General features: G+C 57.8%; 23 protein-coding genes and 1 tRNA gene. 12 read left to right on the top strand and 12 right to left on the bottom strand.

Features of this window, described 5'->3' with window-relative positions; genetic code table 11:
* The first annotated feature begins 80 nt into the window (after positions 1-80).
* From VGM18_06810 to VGM18_06800, 3 genes are all read left to right on the top strand, one after another.
* Complete coding sequence (locus VGM18_06810; protein ID HEY3972695.1) at positions 81-1,448, top strand: CBS domain-containing protein; 1,368 nt, start codon at positions 81-83, stop codon at positions 1,446-1,448.
* Positions 1,449-2,049: 601 nt separating this feature from the next.
* Entirely contained in the window at positions 2,050-2,949 is a 900-nt protein-coding gene (locus VGM18_06805) for a hypothetical protein (protein HEY3972694.1), read from the top strand.
* A 190-nt stretch (positions 2,950-3,139) separates the two neighbouring features.
* Complete coding sequence (locus tag VGM18_06800; GenBank protein HEY3972693.1) at positions 3,140-4,387, top strand: divalent metal cation transporter; 1,248 nt, start codon at positions 3,140-3,142, stop codon at positions 4,385-4,387.
* A gap of 76 nt (positions 4,388-4,463) precedes the next feature.
* Here VGM18_06800 and VGM18_06795 read toward each other — a convergent pair whose 3' ends face one another.
* The 7 genes from VGM18_06795 to VGM18_06765 all read right to left on the bottom strand — a co-directional run bounded on the left by VGM18_06795 (position 4,464) and on the right by VGM18_06765 (position 9,138).
* Positions 4,464-4,844, bottom strand: a complete 381-nt coding sequence (locus VGM18_06795) for a (deoxy)nucleoside triphosphate pyrophosphohydrolase (protein HEY3972692.1) — start codon at positions 4,842-4,844, stop codon at positions 4,464-4,466.
* A 133-nt stretch (positions 4,845-4,977) separates the two neighbouring features.
* A complete protein-coding gene (locus VGM18_06790) occupies positions 4,978-5,460 on the bottom strand; it encodes a GAF domain-containing protein (GenBank protein ID HEY3972691.1) in 483 nt (160 codons plus the stop codon).
* Between the two features lie 36 nt (positions 5,461-5,496).
* A complete protein-coding gene (locus tag VGM18_06785; protein HEY3972690.1) occupies positions 5,497-6,318 on the bottom strand; it encodes an ABC transporter substrate-binding protein in 822 nt (273 codons plus the stop codon).
* 44 nt (positions 6,319-6,362) lie between these two features.
* Entirely contained in the window at positions 6,363-6,722 is a 360-nt protein-coding gene (locus tag VGM18_06780; GenBank protein ID HEY3972689.1) for an iron-sulfur cluster assembly scaffold protein, read from the bottom strand.
* A gap of 85 nt (positions 6,723-6,807) precedes the next feature.
* A complete protein-coding gene (locus VGM18_06775; protein ID HEY3972688.1) occupies positions 6,808-7,590 on the bottom strand; it encodes a haloacid dehalogenase-like hydrolase in 783 nt (260 codons plus the stop codon).
* Positions 7,587-8,255: a nucleotidyltransferase family protein gene (locus VGM18_06770; GenBank protein ID HEY3972687.1), complete on the bottom strand. Its 669-nt coding sequence runs from the start codon at positions 8,253-8,255 to the stop codon at positions 7,587-7,589. Before VGM18_06770 ends, VGM18_06775 begins: the two co-directional genes overlap by 4 nt.
* A 10-nt stretch (positions 8,256-8,265) precedes the next feature.
* Positions 8,266-9,138 (bottom strand): XdhC/CoxI family protein, encoded by an 873-nt coding sequence (locus tag VGM18_06765; GenBank protein HEY3972686.1) that lies wholly within the window; start codon positions 9,136-9,138, stop codon positions 8,266-8,268.
* 936 nt (positions 9,139-10,074) lie between these two features.
* Here VGM18_06765 and VGM18_06760 point away from each other — a divergent pair.
* Positions 10,075-11,097: a zinc-binding dehydrogenase gene (locus VGM18_06760; GenBank protein HEY3972685.1), complete on the top strand. Its 1,023-nt coding sequence runs from the start codon at positions 10,075-10,077 to the stop codon at positions 11,095-11,097.
* 2 nt (positions 11,098-11,099) lie between these two features.
* Here VGM18_06760 and VGM18_06755 read toward each other — a convergent pair whose 3' ends face one another.
* Entirely contained in the window at positions 11,100-12,386 is a 1,287-nt protein-coding gene (locus tag VGM18_06755) for a metallophosphoesterase (protein HEY3972684.1), read from the bottom strand.
* Positions 12,387-12,591: 205 nt separating this feature from the next.
* On the opposite strand from VGM18_06755, the gene VGM18_06750 reads away from it, so the two are divergent.
* Positions 12,592-13,152 carry an NADH-quinone oxidoreductase subunit B family protein gene (locus tag VGM18_06750; GenBank protein ID HEY3972683.1) on the top strand — a complete coding sequence of 187 codons (561 nt, stop codon included), beginning with the start codon at positions 12,592-12,594 and terminating at the stop codon, positions 13,150-13,152.
* A 108-nt stretch (positions 13,153-13,260) separates the two neighbouring features.
* Complete coding sequence (locus VGM18_06745; protein ID HEY3972682.1) at positions 13,261-14,424, top strand: hypothetical protein; 1,164 nt, start codon at positions 13,261-13,263, stop codon at positions 14,422-14,424.
* Positions 14,425-14,455: 31 nt separating this feature from the next.
* Here the strand turns inward: VGM18_06745 and VGM18_06740 are convergent, their stop codons facing one another.
* Positions 14,456-15,436, bottom strand: a complete 981-nt coding sequence (locus VGM18_06740; GenBank protein ID HEY3972681.1) for a transglutaminase-like domain-containing protein — start codon at positions 15,434-15,436, stop codon at positions 14,456-14,458.
* A gap of 258 nt (positions 15,437-15,694) precedes the next feature.
* On the opposite strand from VGM18_06740, the gene VGM18_06735 reads away from it, so the two are divergent.
* The 3 genes from VGM18_06735 (at position 15,695) to VGM18_06725 (ending at position 18,754) form a co-directional block, all read left to right on the top strand.
* Positions 15,695-16,633 carry an ABC transporter ATP-binding protein gene (locus VGM18_06735; GenBank protein HEY3972680.1) on the top strand — a complete coding sequence of 313 codons (939 nt, stop codon included), beginning with the start codon at positions 15,695-15,697 and terminating at the stop codon, positions 16,631-16,633.
* A gap of 23 nt (positions 16,634-16,656) precedes the next feature.
* Positions 16,657-17,532: a thioredoxin family protein gene (locus tag VGM18_06730; GenBank protein ID HEY3972679.1), complete on the top strand. Its 876-nt coding sequence runs from the start codon at positions 16,657-16,659 to the stop codon at positions 17,530-17,532.
* A 109-nt stretch (positions 17,533-17,641) separates the two neighbouring features.
* Positions 17,642-18,754 (top strand): ABC transporter permease, encoded by a 1,113-nt coding sequence (locus VGM18_06725; GenBank protein ID HEY3972678.1) that lies wholly within the window; start codon positions 17,642-17,644, stop codon positions 18,752-18,754.
* Positions 18,755-18,860: 106 nt separating this feature from the next.
* Here the strand turns inward: VGM18_06725 and VGM18_06720 are convergent, their stop codons facing one another.
* The 3 genes from VGM18_06720 to VGM18_06710 form a co-directional block, all read right to left on the bottom strand.
* Complete coding sequence (locus VGM18_06720; GenBank protein ID HEY3972677.1) at positions 18,861-19,091, bottom strand: hypothetical protein; 231 nt, start codon at positions 19,089-19,091, stop codon at positions 18,861-18,863.
* Between the two features lie 71 nt (positions 19,092-19,162).
* Positions 19,163-19,771 (bottom strand): hypothetical protein, encoded by a 609-nt coding sequence (locus VGM18_06715; protein HEY3972676.1) that lies wholly within the window; start codon positions 19,769-19,771, stop codon positions 19,163-19,165.
* Positions 19,772-19,876: 105 nt separating this feature from the next.
* Positions 19,877-21,517, bottom strand: coding sequence for an amidase (locus VGM18_06710; protein HEY3972675.1), 1,641 nt, complete (start codon positions 21,515-21,517; stop codon positions 19,877-19,879).
* Between the two features lie 292 nt (positions 21,518-21,809).
* Here VGM18_06710 and VGM18_06705 point away from each other — a divergent pair.
* The 3 genes from VGM18_06705 to katG all read left to right on the top strand — a co-directional run bounded on the left by VGM18_06705 (position 21,810) and on the right by katG (position 24,713).
* Positions 21,810-21,884 (top strand) — tRNA-Gly (locus tag VGM18_06705).
* An 85-nt stretch (positions 21,885-21,969) separates the two neighbouring features.
* Positions 21,970-22,398, top strand: a complete 429-nt coding sequence (locus VGM18_06700) for a transcriptional repressor (GenBank protein HEY3972674.1) — start codon at positions 21,970-21,972, stop codon at positions 22,396-22,398.
* A gap of 29 nt (positions 22,399-22,427) precedes the next feature.
* Positions 22,428-24,713, top strand: coding sequence for a catalase/peroxidase HPI (gene katG, locus VGM18_06695; protein ID HEY3972673.1), 2,286 nt, complete (start codon positions 22,428-22,430; stop codon positions 24,711-24,713).
* The last annotated feature ends 106 nt before the right edge of the window (positions 24,714-24,819 follow it).

Below are 24,819 nucleotides of genomic sequence, written 5' to 3'. Positions count from 1 at the left end.
TGAGGTCCGAGGTCTGACGCCCGACGCGCCTTTCGATTTTCATTCCACATAGCACGCGACTTCGTTATTCTCTAGGCGGGATGCTGACTCTTGCCCTGAGCGAACTGCTGGGCGCCACGGTGTATGACCCCTCTGGCGCGTCCGGACGGGTGCGCGAGGTTGCGCTCGCTCCTCAGGAGGACCGTTCTCGCATCTCGTCGCTGATCGTAAAGACAAAATCAGGGAACCGCATTCTTCAGCTCGCCAACGTCTCGGAGATCAACGGCGGCATTCGAACTTCGACTCCCGCCGCCGAGTGGCCCACCGAGAACGGCACTGAAGGCCTGTTTTTGCTCGAGCGCGATCTCCTTGATCAACAGGTCATCGACATCAACGGACGCAAGGTCGTACGCGTCAACGACGTCGACCTTCAGGTCGATCCTCCCGGCGATAAAGCTATCGATAAAGGCAACGATAAAGGCAACGGCAAGGCCGACGCTAAAGCCCAAGATGCCAAAGCCCAAGATGCCAAAGCCCAAGAGGCTAAAGCTCAGGAAGTCGACCGCGTCCATCCCGTCACCAATCCCATACTGCGCGTTCAGTCAGTCGACGTAGGGGCGCGCGGCGCAGTCCGGCGCTTGCTGCGCGGAGTTGCGCCTAAAACGGCTTTGCACGCTCTACTGATTAGGATTCCTCCGCGCAGCATTCCGTGGAAGTTCATCGATGTCATTGAGACCGATCCCGCCCGCCGGGTGAAGCTGAAAATTGCCTACGAAGGCCTTTCGAAGCTGCATCCCGCCGACATCGCTGACATCGTCGAAGATCTCGCCCCCGATGAGCGTCAGGCCGTGTTCCAATCCCTGGACGAAGAGACCGCCGCCGAAGCCCTGGAAGAGGTCAACCCGAGGGTTCAGAAAGCGATTGTCGAGTCGCTCGATTCGGAGAAGGCCGCCGATATCGTTGGCGAGATGAATCCCGACGCGGCCGCCGACCTGCTGGCAGATCTTCCGGAGGAGCGCACCGAACAGATTCTCGTGCAGATGGAACCGGAAGCACAGCAGGAAGTGGTCGAACTGCTCGAGCACCACGAACAGACCGCTGCGGGCCGCATGACCACCGAGTTCCTCGCCCTGCCGGTGACCGCGACCGTGCAAAATGCCGTCGATTCTATGCGCGAATTCGAAGGCGGAGTCGAAGCCGTCAGCACCATCTACCTCGTGGATTCGCACGGCACGCTCGCTGGTGCAGTTCCGCTGGCCAGACTCGTGCTCGCCGACTCGACAACCCCCATGCTATCGCTGATGCAAGAACCGCTCGTCCTCGCCCGCCAGGGCGCCAGCGAAAACGACGTCGCGGAACTCTTCGACAAATACAATCTCCAGACTCTTCCCGTCGTCGATGCGCACAACAAGTTGACCGGCGTCATTACTTCGGATGACGTGATCAGTATGCTGCGGGCGAAACTGTAGCAGTGGGTTTTGGGTTGCAGAAGTTCGGTCTTCGGTCTAGACGCCAGACCACCCGATTTGCTGTCGCGATTCGCCGCCGCAGAGGGGAGTAAACCAAGATTGTAATTGTTGGACCTCGAAGGCTCCAACCGCGACCGGGGCTTGACGATATCGGGCGGGAGTCTGCATGGAACTGGAGTCTCTGTTGCACGGTGCGAGGGATGAGAAAGCAGCATCCGACCCAACACTACGGTTGAGGGAGCGGTCAGTCTTAGGTGGGAATTTCAGAGCAGCGTAAAGCGTACCCAAGTGCGCTAGTGGGTCAGTCAAGCGACCCGCTACCACGATTGCTGTTATTGAGCGAGGTGATGCTCCTACGTGCTATCTTGCTTGGACTTACGTTGCTCGTAAGGAAACTACGATGCCCCCAGATCATGTGACAATGGAAATGTTCGACGGTAAACAAAGACCCGTTGAATTCGGTTCTGTGACAATCACATTTGATGAAATCCATCAGTGGGGGCGAAGAGTTCGTCCAACCAGCGTCTTTGGCAGAGTGTATCCAAATGGAACCGCGGGCCGTCCTCCCGCTCCAGAACCTATTTGCGGGTTACGCGTGAGCATGGCTCAAGTCGTTCCCTCGGCCTACCGCTATGACCCCGAAACGGGAATCAATCACTCCAATCAGGGAATCATCGATATTGAGAAGGGGCACATTTTGGCTCTCCAATTAGGAGGGCCGGACATTCCTGAGAACATTGTTCCGCAGTGGGCAAAATGGCAGGGTTGTGGCGAGTGGAGCCAGATGGAGAAGAGGATAAGGAAACTCGCGGAAGACGGGCTGAGTAGAAAGAAGAACCAATATCACGTACTGTTCCATTGTTCTGTCGGCTATCTCAATATCGCCCCTCTAAAAACTGGCTCCGACAAAGGAGCGCTTTTGAAGCGTCTTTGCGTCCCGAACCACTATACGGTCAAGGTAACGAAGGTCGACATGAAGACCGGAAAGCCGTTCGAGGAGATGGTCATGTATGACGATTCACCGCAACGGAGCGATGTCGACGACCAACTGTTCTTACGAATTGCGTTTCAGGTGGAGAAAAGAAGCTTAGGGAAGCACTGGGAGCCCTACGGCGATTGGCGACAGAAGATGGTGAGAAATAAGAAAGGTGAGGTTAGGGACGCAAGCGGGTTCGTGAAGGGCGGACAGGATCCTCAGTACAATCCCAAAATCGCTTCGGCGACTGCGACTGGAGGCGGGAAGCGGAGGAGCGACTCTCAGGAATCGGGTCCGCCAATTACATATTCGGTCACTGCTGAGGGCAGTGAAGACACTCCCGCTGCGAGATTCGCCAAGAGAGCACGCCTCAATGATCAACAAGCCGCTCTAGCTGCTGCGCTTGCGCACATGGATGATGATCAAGACAGCGACTTTGTACCATCCGATGAGTCTTCCGAGTCGAGTGGAGAGGAGTCGGGCAGCGAAAGGAGGGATGATGAAATGGAAATCGATCCACACTAGGCTAAGGCGTGGCCTGCTCGCCGGCGGGGATAGCGACAAACTCCGCCTAGCTCACTGATTCCAACCCTCGAGCACAAAAAGACGTCAGTTCCCACCACTTTTTCTTTGGCCAGATTCGCCGCCTGCATTTATCCTGTGGCGTCGTTCGGAGCTGCTGCCAGTTCCATCCATATGTCTGCGATAAGTGCCCATGAAGGTCTTCAAGCGCTCCAGAACCCGAATCCTGATGTTCCTCGCCGTCGTCGGTCCGGGGTTCATTACTGCCAACGTCGATAACGACGCTGGCGGCATTCTCACCTATTCGCAGGCGGGCGCGCAATTCGGTTATCTCCTTCTCTGGACCATGATCCCAGTTACGCTCGCGCTGATCGTGGTGCAGGAGATGTGCGCCCGCATGGGTGCGGTCACCGGCAAAGGGCTCAGCGATCTCATCCGCGAGGAATTCGGCCTGCGCATCACCTTCCTCATGATGATCGGCATCCTCATCACCAACTTCGGCAACGTGGTCACCGAATTCATCGGCATCTCGACCAGCCTGGAATTATTCGGATTGTCGAAGTTCATCACGGTGCCCGTATGCGGGGTGATCGTCTGGCTCATCGTGGTCAAGGGGCAATACAAGAGCGTGGAAAAGATTTTCCTGGCCGCATCTTTTTTCTACGTGACCTACATTTTTGCCGGAGCCCTTGCCCATCCGTTGTGGAAAGACGCCGCTCTCGCGACCATCAAACCCCCGTCAGCGCATGCTTTTCGCGATCAGGCCTACCTGTTCATGCTGATCAGTGTCATCGGAACCACGATTGCCCCCTGGATGCAGTTTTACCTGCAAGCCTCCGTGGTGGAGAAAGGCGTCACCAAACGTGGCTTCCAGGCTTCCCGCCTGGACGTGATCACCGGATGTGTTTTCACCGACATCGTGGCCTGGTTCATTATCGTGGCCTGTGCCGCTACGCTCTATCTCCACGGCTTCCGCGACATCAAGTTCGCCGCCGATGCCGCCCAGGCGCTCAAACCGCTCGCCGGAGACTACGCCTACATGCTTTTCGCCGTAGGACTTTTCAATGCGTCTCTGTTTGCCGCCTCGATCCTGCCCCTTTCCACCGCCTATACCGTGTGCGAAGGCCTGGGTTTTGAATCGGGCGTGGGTATGAAGTTCAGCGAGGCTCCCGCTTTCTATTGGCTCTACACGCTTCTGATCGTGGCCGGCGGAGCGGTGGTTCTCGTCATCCCCAAGCAGCAAGCCTTCCGAATCGCCGTGGGATCGCAGGCTTTGAACGGAATCGTTCTGCCCTTTGTGATGATTTTCATGCTTCTGCTGATCAACAAAAAAGAACTGATGGGAGAGTACGTCAATACTCGCCTGTTTAATATAGTGGCTTGGGCGACCACTGTGATCATGATCGTGCTGTCGGCAGCGCTGATGGTGGCGCCATCGTAGAGAACTTGAAGCGACGTATAACCCCGCACTGTAACCCAAGTCCCGAGGTCTGAGGTCCGAGGTCTGACGCCTGCTGTTACAGTAGCCTACCCGCGGCCAGCTCCCGCACCAGCGTCAGATCGGCTTCCAGAAAATCGAACGAGGGCAAGCTCTTGGGATCGGCCCACTGGATGTCCTTGAAAATCCTGTTCTCGAGTTCCCTCCGAAATTCCCGGACAATGAAGAAGCGCAACTCCACCATTCCTCCATTGGGATACTCATGCTGAATCCGCTTGACCTCATCGCCGATCGTCGCCAGGATGCCGAGTTCCTCTTCCAGTTCGCGGCGCAGCGCGTCGCGCGGCTGTTCTCCTTCTTCAATTTTTCCGCCGGGGAACTCCCACTTCAACGGCATCGTCTGGTGGCGCGTGCGCTGACACACCAGCAGCTTGCTGTCCTTTACGATGAGGGCTGCCACGACGCGCTTCATACCTTCGACACAAGCCTTTCAGAGCCTCTTCGGCAAACAGGTTTTGGAAGGGCACGGCTTCAGCCGTGCCGTTAAGGACCACACTGACTCTGGCTTTAGCCCCCGAGGTTGCCGTTCCGCGTTATTGCCCCGGGCTTTCCAGTTTTTTCCCAATGAGCATGGCGCAGTGCTGCACGAACTCCTGGTGCTCGCGCGTGAACGCCGCGGGAAAGTGGCTGTCGATATCCAACTCGCCCACCACCTTGCCGTGCGCAAACACGGGCACGACGATCTCTGACCGGGTCTCGAGCGAACACGCCAGATAGCGCGGATCTTTGCTGACGTCGTCCACCACAACGGTTTGCCCGCTCGAGGCCGCGGCGCCGCAAATGCCCTGATTCAGCGGAATTCGGGTATGCGGCGTCATTGCACCCTCGAACGCGCCCAGCGCCAACATTGGCGGTTGCGCCCCCGGTTCCAGCATGTAGAAACCTACCCAGTTATATTTCAGCATGCGGTGGTGCAGCAGTTTCACCATTGCCTGCATAAGCGCACACGCCGTCGGGGCGGTCTCCGCTAAGGAGTTAATCTCATTCTGGACTTCCTCGATTCGACTTGCGGCCATGAAAGAGATATTAACTCAGAGCTTAGGCTTCGCAGCTCACGAAGCCGGAAAAGCAGTAATCTGCCGGATTCCTTTCGTGCCGGGGAAAAGTTCCGGATGGATGGCGAAGGCTAACGCTTGTAAACCTTGCAGCAGCGTGGGCGCGGGAGTGTTCAGAAATTCATCGCGAACGCAGAACACACGGCCCGAAAGTGCCGCCGGCGTTCTCTGCCAACCCCGCTCACCCACGATCTTTTCCAGCGGCACGCGATCTCCGGCACCGCACCAGGCGGTAATGATGACTTCAGGTTCTTGTCTACAGACTTGCTCCGCCGAAAGTTGCCGGCCCGCGATTCCCATGAACTCGCCGCCGGCGGCTTCAATCAGCTCCGCGACCCACGCCTGCGAAGCGATGAGCGGCTTGCCCCATTCCTCGCACCAGACTCTGGGTCGGTCGGCGGCCAACACGCGCCCGCGAACTTCGTCGATCTGCCGCTGCATGCTCGCGATAACGGCTTCGCCTCGATCCGTCGCCCCCACCGCGCCGGCGATGGTTCCGATATCGGTATAAACATCCCGGAGGTTCTTCGGCGCCAGGCCCAAAAAACGCACGCCCGCGCGCAGGATTTCGCTCACTGCTTTTTCCTGATAGGGTACGGCCGCAATTACTAGATCAGGCTGCGCGGCCGCGATCTGGGAAGTGTCGGCGGTCCACGAATCGGCAAGAATTGTGCGTAAACCGTCGGCGACTCCTGGAACAACGTCCGCGCAATAGCGCGTGCATGCCACCACTCGCCCCAGTTCGCCCACAGCGTCAAGTATGACGGTTGCACTGGGTTGAAGGCAGGCAATGCGGTTCGCAGTATGTGAGCTGGCCATAGTACGACGCTGGACTCAAATTGCGTTCGAGTCGATTTGTCCGGTCAAGTCCTGAGTTGAAGCAGAGCGGCCGAGAGCGCGTCCAACGCCAGTTGCGCGGCATGGGTGGAAGCTTGTGGCATCCCTCCGACGGCGGTGATCAACGGATCGCGCCCGAGCCGCCGCGCTTCATCCAGAGTTTTTCCCGCAACCAGTTCCGTCAACGCCGAGCCGCAGGCCATCGATGGCACGCATCCCTTGGCCTTGAATCGAATCTCGGCAATCCGTCCGGAACTGACCTTCAATGTCAGCCGAAGCACGTCTCCGCAAACCGGATTTTCGATTTCCGCGATCGCGTCCGCGGCCACAACCTCGCCCGCGTTTCGCGGATTCTCGAAGTGATCGAGCATTTGCGCCGAGTACATATCCTCAAATTGTAGCTGCGTTGCGGGTGAGAGCGGCGAGCCCTCGCTGACGCCTGGCAAATTTTAGCCGGCTCAGAAATCGAGATTACCGGCCCGTTCCGTCGGGGAAATAAACGGTCCAGCCGCGCTCGCGAGCCATGATTGCAAGGTCGGGATTAGGATTTACCGCGAAGGCATGCGCAGACATGGCGAGCATTTCGGCGTCCCAGCGAGAGTTGCCGAAAGCTGCATCGATATTATTCCCGGCGACTTCGCGCAACGCTTTCGGCTTGCCCGGCCCCGATGGAACGCGCACGAGTCGATCGGTAATTACGCCGTGCTCGACTTCGACTTTTGCGGCCAGAATGTGGTCGTAATCGATCCCAAATCCTGTCATGCCCGCGCGGATAAGCCACTCGTTCGACGAAGAGACCGCCCATACGTCACATCGGTTCTCATGCAATCGGCAAACCAGTTCCTGCATCTCGGGAAAAATGCGGCCGGAGAAATCGCGCGCCATGAACTCTGCCGCGGCCTTTGTCACGATCGCCTCAGACATTCCTTTATGCATGGTGACCATCTCGCCGCACATGTCGTCTTCGCTTACCTGGCCAGCTTTGTACTCAACGTAGCGGGCGCGCATCGCGAGGCCAACTTCGTGCCGGACGAGGCCCCGATTGATCTCCCAGTCGAAGAACCGCTCTCCCGCATCGCCGGACCAGAGCGTTCCGTCGCAATCAAACGCCGCCACCCGCGGTTTCAGCCGCAGAACGGAGTCGAGAAACTCTTGCTGTGCCGGATGTAACGCGCGCGCCCCAAGTGTGCTCATGCCCTTCGACGATACCGTGAGGAAGCTGCGCTGCGCAAATTTTCTCTCAATTCCGATCACGCTTTCGATGAGCTCTTGGTCGCGAGCGCGGCATAATCTTCGGGAGTATTCACGTTCAGCGCCACGAAGGGATCATTCACCACGACGTACTGAATGCGATCCTGATAGCGATGCTCGATGTCGCGGGCGCTTGCAGTGGGAGTCGCTTGCAGAAAGACTTCGATCAATTCGCGGCCCACAAGATAGGGATGGCCATGTTTGCCGGAGACTTCAGGCACAACGGCCCAGATATTCTGGGGAGCGAATGCGAAGGCGTCGCGCAGCAGTTGCACCGTGGCGGCGCCGACTGGCGCGCGATCCACGAGGGTGATGATGGCGGCGTCGCGGCCCCGGTCGAGAACTTCGCGCAGTCCGACCTGGAGGGAACTGAACTGTCCGCGCGCAGGATCGGGATTGATTGCAACCGAGGCGCCGTTGGCGTAGGCCACGGGCGCCAAGACTGCTTCATTCTTGCCCGCAACTACAACGACGAAGTCGGCGGCGAGCAGCAGCGAACGAATCGCGGTGGAAAGAAACGTGTCTTTTGGCGCAACCCATGCCGGGGGCTGCGAGGCCGCCCGTCCGAGGTCTTGCGGCGGCCAGGGAAGCAGGGCTTTGTCGGTGCCCATGCGCGAGGATTCGCCGGCAGCAAGGATCACTCCGGCGAAGCTGGGAGCGCGGGCCATGGGGCAAGGGTCAGAGTTCTTGATCGTCCTCTTGGAGAACTCCAAGCGCCGCATCCGCACCGGAATTTTTGCGCGCGCCTTTGAACCAGCTCAGATGGGAAAGGGGCGCAGTAGCATGGCGGCGAATGGCGATGAGTTCCGCGGTGATGGCAACGGCGATCTCCTCAGGGGTGATGGCGCCGATACCGAGGCCGACGGGCGCGTGAACGCGATCGAAAAGATGAGCGGGTATGCCCTCGTTTCGCAGGGTTTTGAAAATTTCGACGACCTTGCGCCGGGAGCCGATCATTCCGATGTAACGGGCGCGGGTTTGCACGGCCCAGCGCAGGATGCGCATATCGTCATGGTGGCCACGAGTGACGATCACGATGTAGGAAGATTCGTTCGGATCAAGGTTTCGCATCGCTGCTTCGAAGTCGAGGACGTGGACTTGGCGCGCGGCGGGAAATCGTTCCGAGGTGGCATAGGAGGAACGATCATCGGTTACCGTCACATCGAAACCTGCGCTGGCGGCGGCTTGGCAAAGATGGAGCGCCACATGTCCCGCGCCGAAGACATAAAGTATTGCTGGAGGCAGGACCGGTTCCACGAAAACTTCCAGCGTGCCGCCGCAAACCAGTCCGGTGTCGTACTTCGGGTCCTGGTTCAAGTCGAACTTTAAGGTTTGGGGTTTTTCGGACTGCATGACTTCGCGGGCGGCCTGCCAAACGTCGGCCTCGACGCAGCCGCCGCCGATCGTGCCCACGATCGATCCGTCATCTCGGATAAGCATCTTCGCCGTGCGGAATGATGGAATCGAGCCGCGTACATTGACAATGGTGGCGACAGCACCCCGGCGACCGGAGCCGCGTAGTTCCACGATCTGCTCGTAGATGTCGGTCATGATAATTTCAGCACCATGCTTCCACAGAGAAGAGCGAGAGAATACCGAGATATATATCTCAAAAAAATAAAAAGATATTCTGAGAGCAAAATACCTGTTTTGTTGGATTTACGAGGATCTAATATGAACGGTTCGTTGCAAAATATTGCGAACAAACAACTTACAGATAAGATCTTGAGGGATAGCGAGTTGCAGAGGCGAGCAAGACTGTCCTCAAGGCCAACAGCGCTCCGATATTTCCCAGAGGTAAACACGACTACATCTATTCTATCAGTTTGAAAACGGCGACTAAAGAATAAGCGCCGGCATAGCCTCTTTCAGAAGAGCAAGTTAGCGATGGCGAGTTATTTTTTGCTTGACATACGAAGGGGAACGGCTTTTACAGCTCAGCTTCTCACTGGTTTGTCAGGGGGATTTGGAGGCCGCTGCTAACCTGTAGGCAGAAAATACAGCGAGAGCGTATTGGAGGCTACGAATTCAACTGGCGCGGAGTCTGGCGCGAGAGCGCGCGGAAATGGGAGGTCGTCCACCGTTTAAGGCCAGTTTTGCGACGTAGCAGTCCTCGTGAACAGCCATACCATATTCGTCAACTTTGCAGTCTTCCAATGTTACAGCCTTACCACATATCCAGCAGATCTTCGGGAGAGGCTTTCGCTCCATAGGGCCTCCAGTAAATTGTGTAGGAAAAAAGTATGTTCCCTTAGTGTTAAAACCTTAGATGTGACTCGGGGCTTTGTCTGTCCGTGAGCGTACGCAGACGCAAAAAAATGCGCAAATGATGCCGGTCGGCGATCATGACATGCCTGAAGCGCAGCAGGCCTGGTTCCATGGGCGACTCGCCCCGGCCGAGATCGCCTGAAGAACGGCTCATTTAGGCATCATAAGGCGCTTAGATGCCGTGTTCCGAGGAAATGACATTTTCTGTATTCTGATCACATGAAAGCGGTACGCATTCATCAATTTGGCGGGCCGGAAGTCTTGCGGTATGAAGACGTGGCGGATCCGCAGATGCGGAAGGATGAGGTATTAGTGCGGGTGCGGGCCTGCGCATTGAATCATCTGGACTTATGGGTGCGCAAGGGATTGCCGGGGGTGAAACTGCCCCACATTTTAGGCAGCGATATCGCGGGCGAGATTACGGCGATCGGCGACTACGTCAGGGGTTTCAAGGTTGGACAGCGAGTGCTGATTGCCCCGATGCACTTTTGCGGACACTGCGCGAAATGTCTCGCGGGACTACAGAACCAGTGCCGGGAATTCACCGTGCTGGGCAACGCGGTCGACGGCGGGAACTGCGAATTGATCGCCGTGCCGGCGGCGAATCTGATTCCAATGCCTGACGCACTCGATTTCAATCAGGCGGCCAGTGTGCCGCTGGTATTTGTGACGGCCTGGCACATGCTGGTGGGGCTTGCGGGGGTGCGTCCCGGGCAGACGGTGCTGGTGCTGGGCGCGGGCTCGGGGGTGGGCATTGCCGCCATCCAGATCGCGAAGTTGTTTCATTGTCGTGTGATTACGACTGCGGGCGACGAATCGAAGCTCGAAAAGGGGCGGGCCTTGGGCGCCGATTTTGGCATTAATCACTATCAGCAGAAGATCGCCGAGGAAGTCCGCAGGATCACGAATAAAGAAGGCGTTGACATTGTGGTCGAGCACGTGGGCGCGGCCACGTGGGATGAGAGTATGCGGTCGCTTAAAACTGCGGGCACGCTGGTGACTTGCGGAGCCACGACGGGGCCGAACGTTGCGATCGATCTACGGCATTTGTTTGCCCGACAGCTGCGGCTGCTGGGGTCCTATATGGGGACGATGAACGAGTTGCATGCGGTGCTGGCGCATGTGTTTGCGGGGCGGCTGAAACCGGTCGTGGACCGCGTGTTTCATCTGAGCGAAATGCGCGCGGCCCACGAGTATATGGAGGAAAGTCAAATGTTCGGAAAGATAGTCGTGAATCCTTAGACCTATCTTTTCTTCTTTTGTTGAGGTTTCTTGGGCTTCTTCGGTTTCGGCCCGCCGCCTCCACCCGCTCCGGTAGTGACGGTATGTTTGACTAGATCGACGGTGAAGCTTTCAATCACATTCGCCGTGGGGGCTGCGCTCCCTACAGAGTAGGGAGCGGCGAGGTAAGTGCCGACGATTTGGGTTGGGCTGACCTCCAGCCGGAGAAAACCGAAATCGTCGTGGTCATAGCGCTCAAGGGTAATGCCATTTCCGAGCGGCAGGGGTTTTGTGGGGTTCGGATATGCGCCGTTGATTTTCTGCATTTTGCCAAGATTGGTGTATCCACCGGCGCCGGCCACGATGTAAGGAATCTGAACTTTTCCTTTTGGACCTTGCACCATGTTGGTGAAGCGCTGGTAATTGTGCACGTGCCCTGACAACACCATGTCGGGGTAGCGGCCGGTCGACTTGAAGCTGGAGGAAAGCACTCCATCGACCACGCTGCTGCCGGTATGTTCCGCGTCGCCCGAAAGCGGCGGGTGGTGAACGGTCACAATCAACGCGCGGGTTGGATCTGCCGCGATCAGTTCACCGTTGAACCAGTCAATCTGGTCTTGATGAATTTCCCCTTCGAACTCGCCGACATTGGAGAACAGGCCGATGATGGTGGCGAAAGGAGTGGTGAGGGTCCAGTACACGTTCGGCAGATCCATCTGGGTCCTGGCGGTGAGGGTCTTTTTCGTTCCGGGCTGGCTTGGGTCTGGGGCCATGAAATTCTGCACCCAACCGTCGAGCGGAGTCTTATTGGGATCTCCCGGACCGTCGGTGGGATCATCCGGCTGGCAGTCGTGGTTGCCCGGGATGGCCACGATGAACGGGGGATAATCCTTGTAAGTGGAATAAAAATTGTCGGGATACTTGACGATGTCGCCGGCAAAATACACCACATCTCCGAGGTGATAGAGGAACGGGGGCTTTCTATTATCCGGCAAGGTTTGCACGTCTTCGGTCATCATTGCGGCCACGAAGTCCTGCTCTTGGCCGCGATAGTCGCCGGTATCGCCGACAGTGTGAAACACGAGCACTCCCGAGTCTGTGATCGTCTTGACGTCCTGCGAGGTGAGCAACTGCGACAAGTCGAAGCGGAATGGGGCCGTGCCGTTCGGTGGCGGCAGGGGCTGGAAAGGATAACTTGGCACTTCAACTCGCGCGCCTTTGAGCAGGAGCTTCGGTCCTGAAATCGGAGGCAGATAGCTCCGCCGTTTGCGGGCACCCATGCCGGTGCCGAAAGAACGCAGTGGACACATAATGGTCTCCTTGAGTTTCGTTAGGGCGCCCCGTCCGTTGCGCACACCCAAGCGCCGGGCGCAGTTATTTGAGCCAACCGCACGAAGATTTCGATTGCAGGGTCGAGAAGGACCCACCGAGGGGAAGTTGCGCAAAAGCTTACCGCAATGACTTAGTTTGTCAAGCGATTTCGAAACCGCCTACACGGTGGTTTAGAATGGCGGTATGTCCCGCGAATTAAATTTTGGACCTTATGTTGACGTCGAGAACGGCGGCAAGACAGTAAAGGATTTGACGTTTGGCAATCCCACGCCGGAGGGGCTGATTCTGACCACGATGGATTCGGCGGTGAATTGGATGCGGAAGAGTTCCATCTGGCCGATGACGTTTGGGCTGGCCTGCTGCGCGATCGAAATGATGTCGATGGGGGCGTCGCGCTTTGATATTGCGCGCTTCGGGGCCGAGGTGTTTCGGCCGTCGCCGCGGCAGAGCGATCTAATGATTATCGCCGGGCGCGTGTCGAACAAGATGGCGCCGGTGATTCGGCAGTTATGGGAGCAGATGCCGGAGCCGAAATGGGTGATATCGATGGGCGCGTGCGCGACTTCGGGCGGAGTGTTTCAAAATTATGCGCTGGTGCAGAGCGTGAACCAGGTGATTCCGGTTGATATTTATGTTCCGGGCTGCCCGCCACGGCCGGAGCAACTGATCTACGCGATTACCCTTTTACAGGAAAAAATCCAGAAAGAGCGCGGGACGATCCGGAAGGCGCTGAACCTCAGCTAGACCGTGCGTTTTGCTAGGACCAGCGTTTTCGGCCAGGTTCCCGGCGATACGGTGTTTCGGGGATTGCAGGCCGCGCTATAATGGCGCTACGTTGACTTGGGGTCTTTTATGCAACGTCTTCGCGTCGCTTCCCTTCTCCTTCTTCCCGTTGTTTTCTCAGCGAAACTTGTCATCGGACAGAGCAATAATCCAGCTTCGTCGGACGAAGCTCCTCCTGTATTGAGCCGTCAGTCGTCCCCGGCAGAAACTCAGCCGGCACAAACCCAACCGGCACAGGCTTCTCAAACTCAGGCGCGACGGGGTGCGCCCACCGCAGTGCCGATTCCGGCCCATGCGCCGCATATGTCGAGGCAGACCCGACTGGAGGTGATCCGGGATTTCGAGACGCAACTGGTTTATGCGCGCGCTTTCTTTCCCATGGGAGCCAAGGGAATCAAACTGAAAAATGGCGTGACTTCGCCCAACGGACAGGAGTTGCGGCAATCGCTGGCGCTGCTGGGTCCGGCGGTGAAACCGGGCGATCCGGCGCACATTTCGTTTGTGCAGATCAAGGACGACCACATTCACTTCGATCTCAACGGCGGGCCGGTGCATCGCAAGAAATGGTTTGACCACATCCAGGTTTCGGGCGCTAACGGGACGCCGGTTCCGCTCACGAATGAGGCGCCACCGAATCCGCATGGGACTTATCTCGATGTGTACTTCGATAAATATGTGCCGGAGATGACGGCGCAGCAGTTGCGGGATTTGCTGTATCCGGTGCTCGATTTCAAAGCTCGAAACAAGGAAGAGGCGTATCTGGACACAGTGCCTCCGAAGGTGAAGGCGGCGATTCAGGCGCACCAGGTGCTGGTGGGAATGAATACGGAAATGGTGGTGCACGCCAAGGGCAAGGCGCCGAAAAAAGTGCGCGAAAAAGACGGCGACACCGAATATGAGGAGTGGATCTACGGCGAGCCGCCCGCGGACGTTGACTTCGTGCGCATTGTCGGAGATGAAGTCATTCGCGTCGAGACCATGAAAGTGGGCGGCGTGAAGATTGTGCGCACGGATAAGGAAGTGATTCTGGAGAAGCCGGACAAAGACACCGAGGCGAAGAAAGAGCAGGAAGATCGTCCGGCGAACGCTCCCAGTTTGCGGCGTCCCGGAGAAGATCAGGAAAATGCGCCGAAGCCATCGGATGGTGTTTCGCCGGTGCCGATTTCAGTGCCCGATCCACCGCAGGCGCCGGGGAGTCCAGGGCCGGGGGATCTGGTGGTGGCGCGGAAGTAAATCGTTAGCGACGGTCCGATTTGTTTCACACTTACTTCGCCGCGACCGTCGATCCGTCATCCGTAAAGGAGAATTCCAGCGAGACGTTGGGATATTCCTGACCGTCGACTTCCACGTACGGATAAACAAAGTAATTTAGCGGCTTGCCGGCTTGCGCGGGATTCAGGCGCAGGTCGCGGCCCATGGTGAATTGCACGCGATTCGCGTCGTGCGATCCGAAGAAGTAGTCGCGTTTTTCGGGATGCTTCCAGGCTTCGGAGATGTCGACGGGAATCCAGCCCTTGCCGTCGATGTAGAAATCGGACCAGCAATGGTAGCCGGCGATCTCGGCGGAATGTTTGTCGGGGGGAAGCGGAAAGCCGATTTCGAAACGCGCGGGAATGCCCTGCGAGCGCGCCATGGCGATGAAGAGGGAATGGAAGTCGGTGCAGTTGCCTTTTTTGGCGTCGCAGGCGTAGAGCACGTCGCCGTGTCCCCAGCCGGTGCCGGTCTTGTCGTATTTCATGGTGGTGAAGACGTAATTGTAGATGGCGCGGGCTTTGTCGAGTGGCTGCGTTTTGCCCTGCGTGACTTTGAGGGCGAGATCGGCGGGCAGGCCCGTGATGGGGACGAGAGCGTCGGGCTGGAGATCTTGCTGCCGCTCTTGATTCGTGAGTGATGCGGCAACTACGTGTGCGCTTGAGTTCAGCGCGATGCGCTCATGGCGCACTCCGTCGTATTCGAGATCGAAGTGCAGGTCGGCCGCAGCGCTGTCGGTCTCGGCGAAATAGATTTCGTTGCCGTTTTTTGTCTCTCGAGTTTTCTTCAGCGGTAGGTCACCTTTGGCGGAGATAACTTTTACTTCTTGATAGGGGTCGGACTGAGCCGCGGGAATCCAAACGCGAACCTTCTTTCCGGCGGGCAAATTCTTGACTGTGAAGGCGTAGTGAAAGGTGAAGTGGCGGGACTCTTGCGCCGTCGCGCACAGGGTCACGGCGAAAAGAGGCAGCAATACAGAAAGTTTGCGCAGCATAGGCGGCATCCTTGATCAGTGATCAGTTCGAGTCGGGAACAGGATTTTGGAAACGACACACGGGCGTCTTAGAGGGGACGCCGTCAGGTGAAGCCGCGCTGTGGGATGCGCATGGGGAGAAGATGCCGGAAGCGGTTCCGGCGATTCCGGATTTTAGCAGAACCACATGAATAGCCGATTCGTCGTCGGACGCCGGGCTCTGCCCGGCGGGGACGGACGAGGCGTCCACCCCTCCATTAACATGTGTAGAATCACGAGATGCCAGCTGCTATTCAATGCCGCGACTTGCGCAAGACTTACGACGGCAAGGTCGAGGCTGTGCGCGGATTGAACCTGGAGATTCAGAGTGGTGAGTGCTTTGGGCTGCTTGGGCCGAATGGGGCGGGGAAGACTACTACGATCGAAATTCTGGAAGGCCTGCTCGCGCCGACTTCCGGCGAGGTGTCGATTCTGGGGCACAGGTGGCGCGAGAATGAGCGGGAGATGCGGGAGTGGCTGGGGATTTCTTTGCAGGAGACGCGGCTGTCGGAAAAGCTGACGGTGCGCGAGACGATTGAACTATTTGCCAGTTTTTATCGGAGTCCGCGGCCGTCGGAAGAAGTGCTCGAGCAATTGCAATTGACGGAAAAAGCAGACGCGTGGGTGGGCAAACTTTCGGGCGGACAGCGGCAGCGGCTGGCGGTCGCGACGGCGCTCGTATGCAATCCTAAAATTTTGTTTCTGGACGAGCCGACGACCGGGCTTGATCCGCAGAGCCGGCGGCAGTTGTGGGACATTATTCGCGACTTTCAGCGCGACGGCGGGACCGTGCTGCTGACGACGCACTACATGGATGAGGCCGAGCGGCTGTGCGACCGGCTGGCGATTGTGGATCATGGGCAGGTCATTGCGGAGGGTTCGCCGGCGGATTTGATTGAACGGCTCGGCGGACATCATGTGGTGGAATTTTCCGTGAGCGGCGGCAATGGTTCAGCGTCCGAAAACAATGAGGCTTGGCGCGGACTGCCGAGCGTAGAATCGGTGCGCGAGGATGACGGCATGGTCGCGCTCAATGTGAAGCAACCGCACTTGTGCATCCCGGCGCTTCTGGAGACGATTGACCGCGACGGCGGGCAGTTGCAGCATCTGACTACGCGTCAGGCCAGTTTGGAAGATGTATTCGTGCGATTGACGGGGCGGCATTTGCGGGAACAGTGAAGTCAGTTTTCGAAGGAGTATCTATGAGTCGCATTGGCAGGTTAGCGCTGATAACCGTTGTGGCCGTGATGGCCCTGACATCTGGCGAGTGGGCACAAGAGTTGCACACCACGCCGTCGGACGCGTCTACGCCCTTTCCCCCATTCGAGCAATGGAAGAGCGCGGTACTAGCCGGAGATGCGACGGGCCTAAGGGCACTGTACAGCGCCGACCCTGCCGCGCAGGTCAACATCAGCCGCGTTACGCACGATGCCGATGCCGATACGAGCTTCTGGATCGGGCTGAAGGCGCGCAGCATGAATATCGAAATTATCCGGCAGATTGTGCGGCCTGAGATCGCGAGTATTATTTTTCGCGCTGACGTGGCGTCCGGACTGCCGAACGCACAGACCGTCACCGTCACGGACGATCAGTACTGGCGCAAGCAAGGCGATCAGTGGCACTTGCTGGGAGTGGAAAGAACGGATGCGCCGCAGCTAAAGCAGCCGTCGGATATGAAGAAGAATATTTATCCGGCGGAGGCGGATGCGCACGCCGAGATCAAAGAAGCGGAGGAAAAAGCGTCGCGAGGACACAAGCGCGTGCTGCTGGTGTTTGGCGCGAACTGGTGCTTTGATTGCCACGTGCTGGACCTGGCGTTTCAACGTCCGGATCTCGCGCCGGTTCTGGTCGCCAATTATGAAGTCGTGCACGTTGACTTGGGGCCGGACGAGCATAAAAACGCCGACATCGTGAAACAATTCGATGCAGTGCTGAACAAGGGTATTCCGACTTTGGCCGTGGCTGAGAGTGACGGGACGCTGGTGGTCAGCCAGAAGAATGGCGAGTTCGAGGATGCGCGGGGGCTGACGCCGGATGTGCTGTTGGAGTTTCTGAATCGGTGGAAGCCGGGGAAGTGAGGTTGGCTAATGCGCGCGAGCTTGCGCGAGGGGCCGGAGGAGCGGGAGATCCCTCGCTACGCCTGAAGAACGGCTGCGCTCGGGATGACACACGCTAGGGTTAAATGCTATGAGCGTTGCACAGGAAATTCCGGTCACAAGTCGGCAATCTCCGCAGACTCCGGCGCAGCACAATGGGCGATGGGCGGGCTATCGGCATTTGCTGATGGCGCGGATGCTGGAATTGAAGCGCGAGCCGGAGGTGGTTTTCTGGGTGTTTGTATTCCCGCTGCTGCTGGCGCTGGGGTTGGGCATTGCGTTTCGCAATAAGCCTGCCGATGCGGTTCGCGTGGCGATTGTCGAAGGATCCGAGTCGCAGAATCCGCAAACGCTGCTCGCGCATTCCGTACAGCCCGATCTTTTTAAGACGCAGGTGTTGTCCGCGGACGAAGCGCACAAAGGATTTCGGCTCGGTAAATTCGATCTGGTCATCGAGCCCGACGGCAGTGGAGGATTGCAATACCTCTACGATCCCGCGCGACCGGAAAGCGTGTTGGCGAAAGCTGAGGTGAACGACGCGCTGCAAACTGCCGCGGGCCGCAAAGATGTGGTCGCGACAAAGTCTGCAACGTCCTCGGAGCCAGGCTCGCGCTATATCGATTTCCTCATCCCGGGATTGTTGGGGATGAACCTGATGAACTCCGGCCTCTGGGGCATTGGCTTTGCGCTGGTCGACATGCGGCAGCGCAAGGTGCTGAAACGCTTTGTGGGCACGCCCATGCGGCGCGGGGATTTTCTGCTGGCGATCATGAGCAGCCGGCTGATTTTGATGGTGATTGAAATTGGGCTCCTGTTGGTTTTTGGCGTGATTTTCTTTCACCTGCGGGTGCTGGGGTCAATTGGATCGATTGCACTGATCGGCGGATTGGGGTCGCTTACTTTCGGCGGGGTCGGGCTGCTGACGGCGAGCCGCGCGCAGAAAATCGAAAGCATCAGCGGACTCATCAATCTGGTCATGATGCCGATGTGGATTTTTTCGGGCGTCTTCTTTTCCTACGAACGATTTCCCGCCGTCCTCCAGCCGTTTATCAAGATATTGCCGCTGACGGCGCTCAACGATGCATTGCGGGCCAGCATTCTGGAGGGGACGCCGCTCACGCATCAGTGGGCGCGGCTACTGGTGTTGGGATTATGGGGTGGGGTTTCGTTCGTGCTGGCGCTGAAGTGGTTTCGCTGGACCTGACGGCTACTTTCGATCGACTGTTGTCCCCGCAGCCCCGCTCGACCTCGCTCGCAAATTTTGAGAAGTTACGAACGAGGCCATCTGCGGTGCTTGCGAATAACTACAGTTACGACTTGACTAGCTTGGCAGCTTCCTTCCGCACTTTTGCCCAGCGCAGTCGTTGCGCGTCGGCGATCCGCTTGCGGGCTTCCTTGCTCAAGGTACGTCCTGTCCTCTTGAGCTTTTTGCCGCCAGCCTGGCCTAGCGCGTCTAACGCCTTCCCCACTCTTCCCAATTCTCTTTCGAGACGGGAATACTCGGTCTGCAGGGAAGAGACTACCTTATTCAGGTTGGTCATTTATTACCCCCTCATAGGTCAAGGCTAACATGTAGAAGTAAGAAGCGGGAGAAGATTAGAAAGTAAAACTCTTATTGTGGAATAAAGTTTAGCGACAGGACGCCTTGCACCTTGCTCCAGTCGTCCCGCGCGCGATCGAAGACGATTTCGCGGCGAGCGTCAGAGTAGCGGGTGTCGAGCAGCAGAAGGGTGAGGATGGCGTAGGTTTGAGTTCCGCTGTTGGGATCAAAATCCTCTCGGTAAGTGGCTCCGTAACAGACGTACAGTCGAGAATCCCACTGCATGAGGAGCGCATGTTTGGCTTGCAGAGTAGTGATGAGCAGGCCGCTGTTGATCTTGTCGGCTTCAGTGTATTGCGCCGTAACCTGAATGGGACGGCCGTCGCTCAGTAAATGTCGGCCTTGCAGCTTCACAGCAACATCTTTGAGCGAAGCGGGGTCCGCCCGCTGGGCGCTGTCTTCGAGGGCGGAATCTTTTGCGCAACAGATTTCGCGATCATGCAATATGGTGTCGAGCGAGGTGAGCAGGACGTCGGAAGGATCGGGGGTTCGCGACACCAGGCTCGGCAAGCCGCTTACGCGGACTTCGTGGATGGAGTAATAGTCCTGTCCGAAACCGAAAGTGACTATCAGACATAAAACTAGCGAAAGGAATAGAGAACGAGAGCGGAGCGTGGACACGGATATCCTCCTGCGTCCTAACCGAGTATAGCCTAGTTCATTTCGTCCAGCGTTCGAAATCCCCATGTATCGCAAGAGAGGCGAGACATGGGGCATCCAAACTTCTTATTCGATGGTGCGTAAGAACCGTGGCGACTGTCGGGCTTTCGTGGTTTGTTCAAAAGCGTATGCCAGTTTGATCAGCGTGGGCTCGCTCCAGGCGCGGCCGAAAAAAGAGATGCCGACGGGTAAGCCGGATAAAAATCCTGCGGTTACGTTGATGTTGGGATAACCTGCCACTGCGGCGGCGTTGGAGCTGCCTCCGGCGACGTGGTCGCCGTTGACCAGATCGGTGAGCCATGCCGGGCCGCCGGTGGGTGCCACGATGGCATCGAGCTGATGCTTGTCCATGAGGGCATCGATGCCTTCGGTGCGCGTTAACTGACGGTTTTTGGCCAGCGCATCCAGATATTCTTTCTCGCTAAGTGGTCCCTTGGACTGGGCCTTCAGGAATAAGTCCTGACCGAAGTAGGGCATCTCTTTTAGCCGGTTGCGCTCGTTAAATTCGATGATGTCTTGTAAGGTATGGACCGGGGCGCCGGGTCCGAGTCGCGCCAGATAGGCGTTCAGGTCGGCCTTCAGTTCATACATGAAGACCAGCAACTCGCTCTCGTCGAACTTGCCCAGGGTTTCGATGTCTGCGGGATCGATGAGGGTGGCACCCTGCTTCTTCATTGCATCGAGCGATTGATTCATGAGTGCGTCGACGGAATCGTTGAAGCCGAAATATTTTCGGGCGACGCCGATGCGGGCGCCCTTTAGGCCGTTGGGATCGCAATATTGTGCGTAGTCTTTTTGCAATTTTCCTGCGCTGGCAGCGGTCGCCGCGTCATCGGGATCGATACCGGTGAGCGCTCCCAGAAGAATTGCTGCATCATGCACAGTGCGGCACATAGGGCCGGCGCTGTCTTGACTATGCGAAATCGGGATGATGCCGCTGCGGCTGACCAAGCCCACCGTGGGCTTGATTCCGGCCAGTCCATTTGAGGATGACGGGCAGACGATTGAGCCGTCGGTTTCGGTGCCGATGCCCACGGCGCACAGGTTCGCGGAAATGCCGGCGCCGGTGCCGGAGCTCGATCCGCAGGGATTACGGTCGAGGGCGTAAGGATTTTTCGTGAGACCGCCGCGGCCGCTCCATCCGCTGGTGGAGTGGCTGGAGCGGATGTTGGCCCATTCGCTCAAGTTGGTCTTGCCGAGGATTACCGCGCCGGCGGCGCGCAATCGTTGCGCGACGAACGAATCTTTGGGCGGCTTCGATCCGACCAGAGCGAGCGATCCGGCGGTGGTCATCATTTGATCCGCCGTATCGATATTGTCTTTAATCAGGACCGGGATGCCGTGGAGTGGGCCGCGCGGGCCTTTGGCTTTGCGTTCCTGATCGAGTGCGTCGGCGATGGCAGGTGCGTCGGAATTGAGTTCGATGATGGCGTTTACGGTCGGGCCGCGCTTGTCGAGGTCATCGATGCGGCCGAGATATTTCTCCGTCAGCGAACGCGCGGTGAACTTGCCGGATTTCATGCCATCCTGCAATTCGGGGATCGTGATCTCGTCGAGCTCGAATTGCTTGACATCGGGAACCGGAGGCAGAGGCGAAGTGATGGTGCGACCCGCGCCGAGTGCGGGATATGAGGCAGCGACCGCGCCGGTGGCGACGGCGTTCTGCAAGAACTTGCGGCGCGACGGGCGGGAGTCGATGGGGCGCATGGTTTTCCTTTAGCCGGGAGTTGGAATCCGGTTATTTAAACACGAAAAGATTTGGGTTCACCACCGGGTACTGATGGGTTCGCACGTACCGTCCCGTTAAGACTGAGATCTTACGGTACGCCTGAAGAACGGCTCGGCTCCAGGATGACGACGTTTTGCGGATGACAATTCTCCGCGGGTGACAACGTTCTGAGGATGGCAAGTCTACGCAAGATTGGCGGCCGCCCGACGGCCGCGGAAGGTTGTGAGCCGCTTCGCGCAGATGATAAGCTAGATCCGTTCGAGTCGCTGAGCGGGAGTAGTTCAGCGGTAGAACGCCAGCTTCCCAAGCTGGATGTCGCCGGTTCGATCCCGGTCTCCCGCTCCATTTATCCCTGGCATTTCTGTCGATTTGGATATCCTCGATTGCTAAATAGGCCGAATCGTTTGATAATCATTCTCATCCACTGATCATGCAGTTGAGTCACCCGCAGTTTCGGGAGCTGGCCTGGAAGCATGGCATGGCCGCCACGCACCAGCGCAAGATCATCTACGAAGCTGTCGTGGCTGCCCCTGGACACTATTCGCCTGAACAAATCTACGACGTGGTCAAGCGGCGCATACCCTCGGTTTCTTTGGCCACGATCTACAATAATTTGCGGCTGTTCGTGGAAAAGGGATTGTTGCGGGAGGTTTCGCCGCATGCCTCCACCTTGCGTGTTGACGGCAACCTTGAATCCCATCATCACCTGGTCTGCACGCGGTGCAAGTCAGTGCAGGACATTGCGGGTGACTTCGTTGACTACAAACGGCTAGCTCGGCAGGCGCCGGGCGGCTTTGATTTATCGCAGCCGCTGATCGAGGTATTCGGCCTCTGTCAGCGCTGTAGAACCAAAACCTAAGCACATCTTCATAAGCGAAAAGAGGAATTATGTCTGAAGACAAGCAAGTACTCGCTGGCGTTCCTGGCCCTGGAAATACGGAGCCGGAGGTATCAACCGAAGCCAAATGCCCGGTCATGCACGGGGCGCACTCGCACACAGTCACGGGCCCGCTATCGAATGAGCAATGGTGGCCCAATCAGCTGAACCTGAAGATGCTCCACCAGCACTCTTCTTTGTCGGATCCCATGGACAAGGAATTTAATTACGCGGAAGAATTCAAGAGCCTCGACCTGAATGCCGTGATCAAGGACCTGCATGCCTTGATGACAAATTCGCAGGACTGGTGGCCAGCCGACTTTGGCCACTACGGCGGGCTTTTCATTCGCATGGCGTGGCACAGCGCGGGGACGTACCGCATCCACGATGGTCGCGGCGGGGCAGGCTCCGGCCAACAACGTTTTGCGCCGCTCAACAGCTGGCCCGACAACGTGAATCTTGACAAGGCGCGCCGGTTGCTGTGGCCGATCAAGCAAAAATATGGCCGGAAGATTTCCTGGGCTGACCTTATGGTTCTCACCGGGAATGTCGCCCTTGAGTCGATGGGCTTCAAAACTTTCGGTTTCGGCGGCGGCCGCGCCGATGTCTGGGAGCCTGAAGAGTACGTCTACTGGGGGCCGGAAACCGAGTGGCTGGGGGACAAGCGCTACATAGGCGATCGTGAACTCGAGAATCCTCTCGGCGCGGTGCAGATGGGTTTGATTTACGTGAATCCGGAAGGTCCGAATGGCAAGCCGGATCCGGTCGCCGCGGCGCGGGATATCCGCGAGACATTCGCTCGCATGGCGATGAATGATGAGGAAACGGTTGCGCTCATTGCCGGCGGACACACGTTTGGCAAAACCCACGGTGCTGCCGATACCAAGAAGTATGTCGGCCCGGAGCCCGAAGGCGCCGCAATCGAGGATCAGGGGCTGGGTTGGAAGAACAGCTTTGGTAACGGCAACGGCGACCAGACGATCAGCAGCGGTCTGGAAGTCACCTGGACCACCACGCCCACAAAGTGGAGCAACAACTTCTTTACGAGCCTGTTCAGCTACGAATGGGAACTAACGAAGAGCCCGGCTGGCGCACAACAGTGGACACCGAAGAATGGCGCAGGCGCGGGTACCGTGCCTGACGCGCACGATCCTTCCAAGCGCCACGCGCCATCGATGTTGACCACGGACCTCGCCTTGCGGTTCGACCCGGCCTACGAAAAGATCTCGCGACGCTTTTACGAGCATCCAGATCAGTTCGCCGATGCTTTCGCCAAGGCATGGTTCAAGCTGACGCACCGCGACATGGGACCTCGCCCGCGCTACCTGGGTCCGCTCGTTCCAAAGGAGCCGCAGATCTGGCAAGACCCGGTTCCGGCCGTGGATCATGAATTGATCGGCGAGAAGGACATGGCTGCTCTGGCGGCCAAGATTCTTGCCTCCGGACTATCGATTTCCCAGCTGGTCACAACTGCATGGGCATCGGCGGCGAGCTTCCGCGGTTCCGACAAGCGTGGTGGGGCCAACGGGGCGCGCCTTCGCCTCGCGCCGCAAAAGGATTGGGAAGTGAACCAGCCCGCGGAACTGGCCAAGGTCCTCCAGAAGCTGGAGGCGATCCAAAAGGAGTTCAACGCCGCGCAGTCGAATGGGAATAAAGGGAAGAAGGTTTCGCTGGCGGACCTGATTGTTCTGGCAGGCTGCGCGGCCGTGAAAGAAGCTGCGAAAAAGGCGGGGCACGACGTGAAAGTTCCGTTCACGCCGGGACGTACCGACGCGTCGCCCGAGCAAACCGACGTGCACTCGTTCACGGTAATGGAACCGGTGGCAGACGGCTTCCGCAACTACATTCGCGGCAAACAGCCGCTGTCGGCGGAAGAGTTGCTGATCGATCGAGCGCAGTTGCTGAAACTGACCGCTCCGGAGATGACGGTTCTGCTCGGTGGCATGCGCGTGCTGAAGGCGAATTTCATGCAGTCCAAGCACGGCGTATTCACCAACCGGCCGGAGACGCTGACGAATGATTTCTTCGTCAACTTGCTCAGCATGAATACAGAGTGGAAGCCGTCGCAAGACTCCAACGGCTCTGGAGCAGTGTACGAGGGGCGTGACCGGAAATCGGGCGAAATCAAATGGACCGGCACCCGGGTCGACCTTGTCTTTGGTTCAAATTCTCAACTGCGGGCAATCGCGGAAGTCTATGCATCTGACGACTCGAAGGAAGTGTTTGTGAAGGACTTCGTGGCGGCATGGAACAAGGTGATGAACCTTGATCGTTACGACGTAGTCGCGGTCGCCTAGCCGATATTCGGACCAAAGGGCGTTCCTTGCGGTAGAGTTTCGATTGGAACTCGAAACCGACGCGAAGGAGCGCCCTTTTAGATTGCGTCGGCGGGCCACCGCACTT

It is taken from the genome of Candidatus Sulfotelmatobacter sp., from assembly GCA_036500765.1.
Taxonomy (GTDB): Bacteria; Acidobacteriota; Terriglobia; order Terriglobales; family Acidobacteriaceae; genus Sulfotelmatobacter.
Note: the sequence above shows the minus strand (reverse complement) of the source record. Positions and strands in the feature narration are given on the sequence as shown.

What these genes read in the sequence shown, in the direction of transcription:
- VGM18_06810 (HEY3972695.1), top strand. Translation starts at nt 81, where the DNA reads ATGCTGACTCTTGCCCTGAGCGAACTGCTGGGCGCCACGGTGTATGAC.
- VGM18_06805 (HEY3972694.1), top strand. Translation starts at nt 2,050, where the DNA reads ATGGCTCAAGTCGTTCCCTCGGCCTACCGCTATGACCCCGAAACGGGA.
- VGM18_06800 (HEY3972693.1), top strand. Translation starts at nt 3,140, where the DNA reads ATGAAGGTCTTCAAGCGCTCCAGAACCCGAATCCTGATGTTCCTCGCC.
- VGM18_06790 (HEY3972691.1), bottom strand. Translation starts at nt 5,460, where the DNA reads ATGGCCGCAAGTCGAATCGAGGAAGTCCAGAATGAGATTAACTCCTTA.
- VGM18_06785 (HEY3972690.1), bottom strand. Translation starts at nt 6,318, where the DNA reads ATGGCCAGCTCACATACTGCGAACCGCATTGCCTGCCTTCAACCCAGT.
- VGM18_06780 (HEY3972689.1), bottom strand. Translation starts at nt 6,722, where the DNA reads ATGTACTCGGCGCAAATGCTCGATCACTTCGAGAATCCGCGAAACGCG.
- VGM18_06770 (HEY3972687.1), bottom strand. Translation starts at nt 8,255, where the DNA reads ATGGCCCGCGCTCCCAGCTTCGCCGGAGTGATCCTTGCTGCCGGCGAA.
- VGM18_06765 (HEY3972686.1), bottom strand. Translation starts at nt 9,138, where the DNA reads ATGACCGACATCTACGAGCAGATCGTGGAACTACGCGGCTCCGGTCGC.
- VGM18_06760 (HEY3972685.1), top strand. Translation starts at nt 10,075, where the DNA reads ATGAAAGCGGTACGCATTCATCAATTTGGCGGGCCGGAAGTCTTGCGG.
- VGM18_06755 (HEY3972684.1), bottom strand. Translation starts at nt 12,386, where the DNA reads ATGTGTCCACTGCGTTCTTTCGGCACCGGCATGGGTGCCCGCAAACGG.
- VGM18_06750 (HEY3972683.1), top strand. Translation starts at nt 12,592, where the DNA reads ATGTCCCGCGAATTAAATTTTGGACCTTATGTTGACGTCGAGAACGGC.
- VGM18_06745 (HEY3972682.1), top strand. Translation starts at nt 13,261, where the DNA reads ATGCAACGTCTTCGCGTCGCTTCCCTTCTCCTTCTTCCCGTTGTTTTC.
- VGM18_06740 (HEY3972681.1), bottom strand. Translation starts at nt 15,436, where the DNA reads ATGCTGCGCAAACTTTCTGTATTGCTGCCTCTTTTCGCCGTGACCCTG.
- VGM18_06735 (HEY3972680.1), top strand. Translation starts at nt 15,695, where the DNA reads ATGCCAGCTGCTATTCAATGCCGCGACTTGCGCAAGACTTACGACGGC.
- VGM18_06730 (HEY3972679.1), top strand. Translation starts at nt 16,657, where the DNA reads ATGAGTCGCATTGGCAGGTTAGCGCTGATAACCGTTGTGGCCGTGATG.
- VGM18_06725 (HEY3972678.1), top strand. Translation starts at nt 17,642, where the DNA reads ATGAGCGTTGCACAGGAAATTCCGGTCACAAGTCGGCAATCTCCGCAG.
- VGM18_06720 (HEY3972677.1), bottom strand. Translation starts at nt 19,091, where the DNA reads ATGACCAACCTGAATAAGGTAGTCTCTTCCCTGCAGACCGAGTATTCC.
- VGM18_06710 (HEY3972675.1), bottom strand. Translation starts at nt 21,517, where the DNA reads ATGCGCCCCATCGACTCCCGCCCGTCGCGCCGCAAGTTCTTGCAGAAC.
- VGM18_06700 (HEY3972674.1), top strand. Translation starts at nt 21,970, where the DNA reads ATGCAGTTGAGTCACCCGCAGTTTCGGGAGCTGGCCTGGAAGCATGGC.
- katG (HEY3972673.1), top strand. Translation starts at nt 22,428, where the DNA reads ATGTCTGAAGACAAGCAAGTACTCGCTGGCGTTCCTGGCCCTGGAAAT.